This is a genomic window from Thermodesulfobacteriota bacterium, from assembly GCA_036482575.1.
Lineage (GTDB): Bacteria > Desulfobacterota > GWC2-55-46 > GWC2-55-46 > JAUVFY01 > JAZGJJ01.
Genome location: JAZGJJ010000017.1, coordinates 1 through 9,515, shown reverse-complemented (window position 1 = coordinate 9,515; position 9,515 = coordinate 1). Strand labels below are relative to the sequence as shown.

Genomic DNA, 9,515 nt, shown 5'->3' with positions numbered 1-9,515 from the left:
ATCCTCCCTGCTTACCGAGACCTCGCTGCCTACAAGCGGCTCGGCCTCTTCCATTCTTCCTATGCCCTCGATCGTAGCGAGGAGCATCCCCTTGTGTTTCCGCGAGCTTTTTATACGGTAGGGAGTTTCGCCTATCAGGGCCGTTTTCCACTCGAGCCCTTCGGCGGAGCCGAAGAGAAGAATCTTTATCTCCCCTTTTACGCCGTGGAGTCCGACAACCTTTCCGACCGGTACAGCCGTCTCTTTATTCAACTATCTCAAGGACCGCGCGCTTCTTGAGCTTGGTCGACGCGGCGGTGAGTATCGTCCTTATAGCCTTTGCGGTCTTGCCCTGTTTCCCTATAACCTTTCCAAGGTCCTCTTTAGCGACCATCAGCTCTATGACCGAGGTCCTGTCGCCCGATATCTCTTCAACCTTTACCTGGTCAGGATTATCTACAAGCGCCCTTGCAATGGACTCGATCAACTCCTTCATCGTTCACCTCCGGAAAGATATCCCTTTATCGGTTCAGGCCGCCTTTGTCTCTTCGGTCACTCCCGCCTTTTTAAATATTGTTTTTACGGTGTCGGTGGCCAGCGCCCCTTTCTTGAGCCAGGCCCTGGCCTTTTCGCCGTCGACCTCTATCTTCGCCGGGTTCTCCAGCGGGTCGTATGTGCCGAGTATCTCGATAAACCTGCCGTCCCTCGGACGGATGCCTTCGGCCACCACTATCCGATAGAAAGGTTTCTTCTTCTTCCCGTACCTTGCGAGTCTTATCTTAACAGCCATTCTCTTTTTACCTCCTTACCCTGAAAAGGCCCGAATATCGGGCATACCGCCTTTTTTGAACTTCTTCATCATCTTGCGCATCTGCGCGTACTGCTTTATAAGCCTGTTTACGTCCTGGACCCTGGTGCCGCTCCCCCCGGCTATCCTCACCCTCCTGCGGGCGTTCAGTATGGCGGGTTTGAGCCTCTCCTTTACGGTCATCGAGTCTATTATCGCCTCGGTCCTCACAAGCTCCTTCTCGTCCACGCTGAACCCCTTGGACTTCTTCATCGCGTCGAAGCCGGGCAGCATGGAGAGCACGCTGTCGAGCGAGCCCATGCCCTTTACCTGCCGGAGCTGGTCCCTGAAGTCCTGGAGCGTAAAGGAGTCTTTCCGTATCTTCCTTTCGATCTCCTTCGCCTTCTTCTCGTCAATGGCCTCATAGGCCTTTTCGGCGAGGGTCAGGACGTCGCCCATGCCGAGTATCCTTCCGGCGAGCCTTTCGGGGTGGAACACCTCGAGTGAATCGACCTTCTCTCCGAGGCCTACGAACTTTATGGGGCTCCCGGTGACCATGCGCATCGAGAGCGCGGCCCCTCCACGCGCGTCCCCGTCGAGCTTCGTGAGTATCACGCCGGTTATGCCCACCGCGTCGTTAAAGCCCGCGGCCGTGGTGACGGCGTCCTGGCCGGTCATCGCGTCTGCTACGAGGAGTGTCTCGACCGGGGAGAGGACCCTCTTAAGCTCCTTCAGCTCGTCCATGAGCCCGTCGTCCACGTGCATCCTTCCGGCCGTGTCGACCAGCATGGTGTCGTAGCCCTTTATACCGGCCACCCTCAAGGCCTCACGGCATATCTCGCGCGGGTCCGTCATCCCCCCCACGTCGAAGCAGTCGACCTTTATGGAGGCCGAGAGTTTTTTAAGCTGCTCGACGGCGGCCGGTCTTGCGAGGTCCGCCGGTACTATGAACGGGTCCCTGCCGCGGGACTTTATAAGTCTCGCGAGCTTGGCGGTCGTCGTGGTCTTTCCCGAGCCCTGCAGCCCGACGAGCATCAGTACGGCGGGGCTGCCCTTGAGTTCCAGCTCCGCGGTCTCGCCTCCGAGCAGCGCGGCCAGCTCGTCGTGCACGACCCTCGTGAACTGCTGGCCGGGGGTAAGGCTCAGGAGCACCTCCTCGCCGAGCGCCTTCTCCTTTACCGAGGCGATAAAGTCCTTCACCACGGCGAAGTTTACGTCCGCCTCAAGGAGAGAAAGTTTTACTTCCCTCAAGGCGGACTCTACGTTCGCCTCGGTGAGCTTTCCCTGGCCCCTCACGTTTTTCAGGACGCGGGCCAGTTTATCCGATAAGGTTTCCAGCATAGCTATTTGAGGGTAAAATTAAGCATTTAATCATATAAAATAAGACCGGGAGATGTCAAGATATTTCGGGCCCGCCGCCGGAATAACGGCGCCGTGGGGCTGGTAGAGGGGGGGGTTGCGGGCTCTTGCCGGGAAACACGACCGGGGCGTAGATTACGGCATCCAGAGATACATGAAACGCATCCCCGGCCCCTTCAAGAAGTCGGCGTCTATGTTTATCAGGTTTACGGTGGATGGAGCGGCGAGTTTCGATGAGGAATAGATATTGCTCCTGTAGTCGCCGGGCCGCGCGTAGGCGACGACCCTGGCCTCCTCGATGCCCGCCCTCTCCTTCGCGCGCTCTATCGCGTCCTCCATGTAGCCTATCCGGTCGATGAGACCGAGCTTAAGGGCCTGCTCGGCGGTATAGACCCGGCCGTCGGAGACCTCCTTGAGGGCCGCCTCGTCCATACCCGGCCTGCCCTCCTTTACCGCATCGAGGAACCGCTCGAACATGGAGTCTATTATGGCCTGAAGAAGCTCCCTCTCCTCGTCTGCCATGGGTCGGATGGGGCTGCCCATGTCTTTCTTCTCGCCGGACTTTATGGTCTCGTCGGTGAGCCCTATCTTCTCCATGAGGCCCGTGGCGTTTATCCTGTAGGCCACGACCCCTATGGCGCCGGTTACGGTGGTGGGGTGGGCGATAATTTCGTCGGCGGCCGAGGCTATGTAGTAGCCTCCGGAAGTGGCGATACCCATGAGCTCGGCCACCACGGTCACTTCACTCTTCTCCTTGAAGCGTTTGATCTCGTGGTGGACGATATCCGAGGTGGTGACCTCGCCGCCGGGTGTCTTTATCCTCAGCACGACGGCCTTTACCCGCTTGTCCTCCGAGGCCTTGTCGAGCTCCTCCCTTATCCTCGCGGTAAGCCTCGGCGCCGTCTGAAAGCCAAGGACCCCGCGCTCCTCCTTGTCGCTTATAAGCCCCGATATGTCTATAAGGAGGACCTTGTCGGCGCCGGTGCCGCCTACTGCCTTCTCAATAAGCGGCTTCACCCCCGGCGCGGGGATACTGACGCATCCCCCGACGAATAAGACCGCAAGTGCCGCGACCGTCCTTATCACGTTCATCTTACGCATCTTTTACGATACGCCTTATCCTCTGCTGGCTGCCCTCAACGCTTTCAACGCCGGTATTGAGTATGTGGCAGGTGGTGGAAGAGAAAAGTTCCCTGAAGAACGCCTTCTGCACCTCGGGCCTCTTTACCAGGAGGTAGGGGTTATAGAAAGGCTCCTCTCCGAACTCCCCCTCCTTGCCACCCGCGCCGGGAAGGCGCTGGAACCTTCCCTTCTCGAGCACCTTTATGGCCTCATCCGGGGAGAGCTCCACCTCCGGGGGGGACTCCGGGTCCCTCCTAAGGAGGATGACCGACTTCACGACCGCCCTCTCGACGAACTTGTCCGGCCCCCCTATCCACTCGGGGTCGAGTATGCAGCGGGAGTTGGGGAATTTGGTGAAGTCGTCGTCCTCGACGTTCTCGCACTTGCACCTCTCCAGGAGCGGCACTATGTCCGGAAAACTCTTTACCATGTCGGTCCTGAGATAGAACTTCCTCTCGGATATATCCGCCATGGCGAGCCCCTTCTTGTAGGTGAGGAATATCCAGTCGTCCGAATGTATCTTTCCGTCGGGGAGCTGCATGAGCCCCCAGGTGTGCGTGCTCTTGCCGGTGCCGGTGGGGGCTATTATGACGACCCCCTTGCCGTGCACGATGGCGCAGGAGCCGTGGATGGAGTGCACGTCGTGCTGGGTCTCCAGTATGTCGGCCGCTATGCCGAGGGCCCATGACTTGCACTGCCCGTAGTACTCGGTGTTTATGAATATCGCGGTCCTCGTCTCGTGGTTATAGTAGGCGTGCGGCTCGTGGCCCTCCACTCCGGTCACGGCGTATATAAGGGCATGCGGAAGGATGGTGGCCGCGCGCGGCGCGCCGTACCAGTTCTCCACCCAGAAATCGTAGAGGTGGTAAGAATTGGTATGGAGCCTCACCACTATGCCGTGTATGTTGGCGTTACGGTGGTAGGCCTCGAAGTCGGAGGCGAGCTTCTCCCGGGCGAGTTTGACGAGCCTGTTCCTCTCCTCCACCGATATGTCCCTGGTTGCCGCGGCCCTCGCCTTGGGCGCCGTGGTGTAGTTCGAACGCATCTTCTTCATGCCATCCTCCCGAGCTTCGTTAAAAGGTCTCCGACCGCCACCCTCACGACGGCGCTCAAATCCCACTGCTGCCCGAGCTTCTCGCTGTATTCCCTGGCAAGCTCCCCGAGCGCCTCGATCTGATCGGCCTCGAGGGCGACCGTAACATCCTTAAGCTCCTCTTCGTGCCCGTGTCCTTCGCTCATCTTCTTAACCCCTCCATTTTAGCTTCCTTTTTTCCCTTTTTTCCCTTTTTTCCCCTTCTCCGCCTTCTTTACCATGTCCTCTTTCCACGCCTTGTGCTTCTCGATTATATCCAGCACCTCCTCGGGGTCGTCGGTCTGCTTTACGAGTCCCAGATCCTCCTCGGATATGGTGCCGTGCTTGAGCATCGTCTTCTCCATGAAATCGACTACGGGCGACCAGTACTCGGAGCCGAACAGTATCAGGGGAAGCGGGTGTACCTTGTGGGTCTGAATGAGGGTAAGCGCCTCGAAGAACTCGTCCATCGTGCCGAACCCCCCCGGCATGCACACGTACCCCATGGCGTACTTGACGAACATAACCTTCCTGACGAAGAAGTATCTGAAGGTGATCGAGAGGTTCTGGAAGGGGTTGGGCTGCTGCTCCTCGGGGAGCGTTATGTTGAGCCCCACCGAGCGGCCGCCGGCATCCGTAGCGCCCCTATTGGCGGCCTCCATTATGCCGGGCCCGCCGCCGGTTATGATCGCGTAGCCGTTCTCCGAGAGCATCCGGGATATCTCGACGGTCTTTTTATAGTACTTGTTGCGTTTGTGGAAGCGGGCCGAGCCGAAGATACTCACCGCCGGCCCTACGTCCGCGAGGTCCTCGAACCCCTCGATAAACTCGCTCAGTATCCTGAAGAGGCGCCAGGTCTCTTTTCCTTTCAGATCGTCTATCGGCACTGTTTCACTCCCATTCTATAGTACTCGGAGCCACCTGCGGTGGAGCGATTTTCATAAAAGCCGCCCTGCCAAAAATACCCACCTGGCTTTTTACTCCCATTCGATAGTACTGGGCGGTTTCGAGCTTATATCGTAGACCACCCTGTTAACGCCCCTGACCTCGTTTATCACCCGGGAAGATATCTTCGCCATGACCTCATACGGCAGCCTGACCCAGTCGGCCGTCATGCCGTCGACGCTATCGACGGCGCGGACGGCCACGGTGTTCTCATAGGTCCTCTCGTCCCCCATGACCCCGACCGACTTTACCGGCAGCAATACGGCGAATGCCTGCCACATCTCACCGTAAAGCCCCGCGCCCTTTATCTCTTCGAGCACGATGGCGTCGGCCTCGCGTAGTATTTCGCACCTCTCACGGGTGACCTCGCCGAGGATCCTGACGGCAAGGCCGGGGCCGGGGAAGGGATGGCGGCCTATGAGCTCCTCGCTCATGCCGAGCTCCCGGCCAAGCGCCCTTACCTCGTCCTTGAAGAGCTCCCTTAAGGGCTCGACGAGCTTTAACCGCATCCTCTTCAAGAGGCCGCCGACGTTATGGTGGCTCTTTATGGTGGCCGAGGGGCCCTTGAACGAAACGCTCTCTATGACGTCGGGGTAGAGCGTGCCCTGGGCGAGGAAGTCGACCCCCCCCCTCCCCCCCCTGACCTTGCCCGCCTCCTCCTCGAAGACGTGTATGAACTCGTTGCCTATAATCTTCCGCTTCTTCTCGGGGTCCTCGACCCGCCTGAGCTTCTTCAGGAACCTCGCCGAAGAGTCCACGAGCCTTATCTTCATCCGGAAGTGACGCCTGAGCGTCGCGAAGACCTTGTCGGCTTCTCCTTTCCGAAGCACGCCGTTATCGACGAATATACAGGTTAGCCTGTTGCCTATGGCACGGTGCACAAGGGCTGCCGTGACCGAGGAGTCCACCCCGCCGCTTATGCCGCAGACGACCCTGCCGCTGCCGACCTTCGCGCGTATCTCCTCGACCGCCGTATCTATGAACGAGCTCATCGTCCAGACGGGCTTGCAGCCGCATACCTTGAAGAGAAAGTTCTTGATTATCTTCGTGCCCCTGGGGGTGTGGACCACCTCGGGGTGGAACTGGACTCCGTAGACCTTAAGTTTTTCGTTCTTCATAGCGCCGACGACCGAGTTGCCGGAGCGGGCCGTTACTTTGAAACCTTTCGGGAGTTTTTCCACCCTGTCGCCGTGGCTCATCCAGACTTTTAGCGGCGCCCTCCCGAGCCCGGAAAAGAGGTCGCAGCTATCGACCACCTTCAGCGTGGCCGGGCCGTACTCCCTCTTTTTACTCTTCTTGACCCTGCCGTCCATGAGCTTCGAAGTCAGCTGCATGCCGTAGCAGATGCCGAGTATCGGTACGCCGGTTTGAAAGAGTTTCTTCGATACGCGCGGGGCGCCCCTGTCGAAAACGCTCGACGGCCCGCCGGAGAGCACTATGCCCCGGGGGTTGAACGACTCGATGAACTCCGGCGCGACGTTATAGGGATGTATCTCGCAGTAGACCCTGGCCTCCCTTATCCTGCGGGCGATGAGCTGGGTGTACTGCGAGCCGAAGTCGAGGATCAGGATTTTTTGGGAATGGATGTCCATTTATAGAAAAAATCCCACAGGGAGGCTGCAGACCATTTTAACTGTTTCCCCGGTTAACTATCTATCCGGTAATTCGGCGGCTCTTTGGTCATAAAGACGTCGTGGACGTGGCTTTCCTTGAGCCCCGACGGGGTTATCCTCACGAAGCGGGCCTTTTTGTGCATCTCCGGGATGGTCCTGCAGCCGAGGTAGCCCATGCCCGCCTTAAGCCCCCCTACGAGTTGGAAGATACTCGACGAGATGGGCCCCTTGTGCGGGACCCTGCCCTCTATGCCCTCGGGCACGAGTTTAAGCTCGCTCTCAACGTCATCCTGGAAGTACCTGTCCTTACTGCCCTTTTTCATGGCCTCTATGGAGCCCATCCCCCTGTAGACCTTGAAGGTCCGGCCCTGGTAGAGTATGGTCTCGCCGGGGCTCTCGTCGGTTCCGGCAAAGAGCCCGCCCATCATGACAGAGTCGGCGCCCGAGGCCAGCGCCTTGGTTATATCTCCAGAGAACTTTATTCCGCCGTCCGAGATGACGGGGATCTTCTTCTTCCGCGCAACGGCGACGGCGTCCATGACGGCCGTCATCTGCGGCACGCCCACGCCCGTCACGACCCTCGTCGTGCAGATGGAGCCCGGCCCGACGCCAACCTTGACGGCGTCCACACCGGCCTTTATGAGCGCTTCGGCTCCGTCGGCAGTGGCGACGTTGCCGGCTATGAGCTGGCAGTCGGGAAAGTTCCTTCTTATCGCCTTTACCGCGGTGATAACGCCCTTGCTGTGTCCGTGGGCCGTATCGACCACTATGACGTCCGCTCCGGCATTAAGGAGCGCTTCGGCCCTCTCGTCCCGGTCGGCCGAGACCCCCACCGCCGCCCCCACCCGGAGCCTGCCGCGCCTGTCCTTGCACGAATCGGGAAACTCTTCCCGCTTCTCTATGTCAGTCATGGTTATGAGGCCACGGAGCCTGCCGCGCTTGTCCAGCACCGGGAGCTTCTCTATCCGGTGCTTATGGAGCATGGCCTTGGCCTTGTCGATGGAAATTCCAACCGGGGCCGTGACCACCTTCCTGGTCATTATGTCCTTTATCTTCCGGCCGGGCTTCGTCTCGAACCGGAGGTCCCTGTTGGTGACTATCCCGACCAGCGCCCCGTCCTTCACTATGGGAAAGCCGGATATCTGCTCTTTCTTCATTATCTCAAGGGCGTCGGAGACCTTCTGGTCCGGCGCAAGAGTGCGGGGTTCGAGGATAATCACGGACTCGTACTTCTTTACCTTATCGACCATGGCGGCCTGCTCGTCGACGCTGAGGTTCTTGTGGATTATGCCTATGCCGCCCTCCTGGGCTATGGCTATGGCCATGCGCGACTCGGTGACCGAGTCCATGGCCGCGCTTACGAGAGGAATGTTGAGCTTTATCTCACGGGTAAGCCGGGTCGAGACGTCCACGTCGCGCGGGAGCGCCCGGGAGTACGACGGTACGAGGAGCACGTCGTCGAATGTAAGTCCCCTGGTTATCTTCGTATTAGCCATCTGTCACTCCCCCCCTTCCTTCGCATCTTCCTTCTTAATGCCCCGCCCTGTCGATTATTACGCCTTCCAGGAGCCCCGCGTCGCTCACCCTCATGCTTTCGAAGCCGAAAGAGTCCATCGTCCTTAGCACTATGGCCGCGCCCGGCACTATCAGGTCCTCCCTCCCCTTTTCGAGCGAGAGCACCTCTCCCCTCTCCTTCATCGTCATGGCCGAAAGCTCTCGGTATATCTTCTCGACCGCCGTGCGGGTCAGGATGTAGTTGTTTATCTTCTCCCGGTCGTAACTATCGAGAGCCATGTCGATCGCGGCGAGCGTGGTTATCGTACCGGCCGTACCTATGAGGGTCGTGCCCCCTTCCCCTCCGTCCCCCTCTTCCCTCATGGCCCCCTTAAGGCTTTCGATAACCGCCTCTATCTCCCCCTCCATCCCCCTGAGCTCTTCGGCAAGGGGCGGGTCGGAGTTGATATGGTCTTCGGTCAGGTGCACGACACCCATCTCCATGCTCCACGCGCCGGCCACCTCGCCCGTGGCGGCCGCTATAAACTCCGTGCTGCCGCCCCCTATATCTACGACCAGGGCCGGTCCATCGCCCTCTATGACCGAAAGAACTCCCAGAAGAGAGAGCCTCGCCTCCTCAATGCCCGACACAACCGAGACGTCGAACCCCGTCCTCTTCCTTACCTCGGCGGTAAAGCGTTCCCCGTTCGCCGCCCTCCTGACGACACTCGTGGCGACGGGAAAGATTTCCTTAACGCCGCCTTGCTTGTCGATTACGGCCCTGAACTCCTCGAGCGCCCGGAGCGTCCTCTCGGCGGACTCTTCTGTTATCCCCCCCCACTCGGTATAGCCCCCGCCGAGCCGGGTTATAATCCTTTTATATACGAGCGGCCTGAGACCCCCCCCCCAGCCTTACTACCAACCTCGGCTATCAGGAGCCTCAGCGTGTTCGTTCCTATATCGATCGAGGCATATTGCATCCGCCCTCATTACCGGACTAATACAGGGGCTCCGTTGCTATGGACAGCCTTTCGGCCCCGGCCTTCTTGGCCGCATCGAGTATCTCGACGACCAGGCCGTGCTTTGCGAGCTCGTCTCCCTTGAGGAGGACGGTCCTCGCCCTGCCTCCCTTTGCATCGAGCTT

At 59.2% G+C, this 9,515-nt stretch carries 11 protein-coding genes; all 11 read right to left on the bottom strand.

What is annotated here, in order from left to right:
- Positions 1 to 252 (bottom strand): 16S rRNA processing protein RimM (locus V3W31_00645; protein ID MEE9613446.1); only part of this gene is annotated, 252 nt, incomplete at its 3' end.
- A complete protein-coding gene (locus V3W31_00640) occupies positions 245 to 475 on the bottom strand; it encodes a KH domain-containing protein (GenBank protein MEE9613445.1) in 231 nt (76 codons plus the stop codon). The genes V3W31_00645 and V3W31_00640, both read right to left, overlap by 8 nt.
- A gap of 33 nt (positions 476 to 508) precedes the next feature.
- Entirely contained in the window at positions 509 to 769 is a 261-nt protein-coding gene (gene rpsP / locus V3W31_00635) for a 30S ribosomal protein S16 (GenBank protein ID MEE9613444.1), read from the bottom strand.
- 15 nt (positions 770 to 784) lie between these two features.
- Entirely contained in the window at positions 785 to 2,107 is a 1,323-nt protein-coding gene (gene ffh, locus V3W31_00630) for a signal recognition particle protein (GenBank protein MEE9613443.1), read from the bottom strand.
- 153 nt (positions 2,108 to 2,260) lie between these two features.
- Positions 2,261 to 3,226, bottom strand: a complete 966-nt coding sequence (gene sppA, locus V3W31_00625; GenBank protein ID MEE9613442.1) for a signal peptide peptidase SppA — start codon at positions 3,224 to 3,226, stop codon at positions 2,261 to 2,263.
- Positions 3,219 to 4,301, bottom strand: a complete 1,083-nt coding sequence (locus tag V3W31_00620; GenBank protein MEE9613441.1) for a hypothetical protein — start codon at positions 4,299 to 4,301, stop codon at positions 3,219 to 3,221. Before V3W31_00620 ends, sppA begins: the two co-directional genes overlap by 8 nt.
- A complete protein-coding gene (locus V3W31_00615; GenBank protein ID MEE9613440.1) occupies positions 4,298 to 4,486 on the bottom strand; it encodes a hypothetical protein in 189 nt (62 codons plus the stop codon). Before V3W31_00615 ends, V3W31_00620 begins: the two co-directional genes overlap by 4 nt.
- Before the next feature lie 18 nt (positions 4,487 to 4,504).
- Positions 4,505 to 5,206 carry a TIGR00730 family Rossman fold protein gene (locus V3W31_00610; protein ID MEE9613439.1) on the bottom strand — a complete coding sequence of 234 codons (702 nt, stop codon included), beginning with the start codon at positions 5,204 to 5,206 and terminating at the stop codon, positions 4,505 to 4,507.
- A gap of 90 nt (positions 5,207 to 5,296) precedes the next feature.
- Positions 5,297 to 6,856, bottom strand: a complete 1,560-nt coding sequence (gene guaA / locus V3W31_00605; protein MEE9613438.1) for a glutamine-hydrolyzing GMP synthase — start codon at positions 6,854 to 6,856, stop codon at positions 5,297 to 5,299.
- A 53-nt stretch (positions 6,857 to 6,909) separates the two neighbouring features.
- Entirely contained in the window at positions 6,910 to 8,373 is a 1,464-nt protein-coding gene (gene guaB, locus V3W31_00600; GenBank protein MEE9613437.1) for an IMP dehydrogenase, read from the bottom strand.
- Positions 8,374 to 8,407: 34 nt separating this feature from the next.
- Positions 8,408 to 9,241 carry an exopolyphosphatase gene (locus V3W31_00595; protein ID MEE9613436.1) on the bottom strand — a complete coding sequence of 278 codons (834 nt, stop codon included), beginning with the start codon at positions 9,239 to 9,241 and terminating at the stop codon, positions 8,408 to 8,410.
- Positions 9,242 to 9,515 lie beyond the last annotated feature (274 nt).

What these genes read in the sequence shown, in the direction of transcription:
- V3W31_00640 (MEE9613445.1), bottom strand. Translation starts at nt 475, where the DNA reads ATGAAGGAGTTGATCGAGTCCATTGCAAGGGCGCTTGTAGATAATCCT.
- rpsP (MEE9613444.1), bottom strand. Translation starts at nt 769, where the DNA reads ATGGCTGTTAAGATAAGACTCGCAAGGTACGGGAAGAAGAAGAAACCT.
- ffh (MEE9613443.1), bottom strand. Translation starts at nt 2,107, where the DNA reads ATGCTGGAAACCTTATCGGATAAACTGGCCCGCGTCCTGAAAAACGTG.
- sppA (MEE9613442.1), bottom strand. Translation starts at nt 3,226, where the DNA reads ATGCGTAAGATGAACGTGATAAGGACGGTCGCGGCACTTGCGGTCTTA.
- V3W31_00620 (MEE9613441.1), bottom strand. Translation starts at nt 4,301, where the DNA reads ATGAAGAAGATGCGTTCGAACTACACCACGGCGCCCAAGGCGAGGGCC.
- V3W31_00615 (MEE9613440.1), bottom strand. Translation starts at nt 4,486, where the DNA reads ATGAGCGAAGGACACGGGCACGAAGAGGAGCTTAAGGATGTTACGGTC.
- guaA (MEE9613438.1), bottom strand. Translation starts at nt 6,856, where the DNA reads ATGGACATCCATTCCCAAAAAATCCTGATCCTCGACTTCGGCTCGCAG.
- guaB (MEE9613437.1), bottom strand. Translation starts at nt 8,373, where the DNA reads ATGGCTAATACGAAGATAACCAGGGGACTTACATTCGACGACGTGCTC.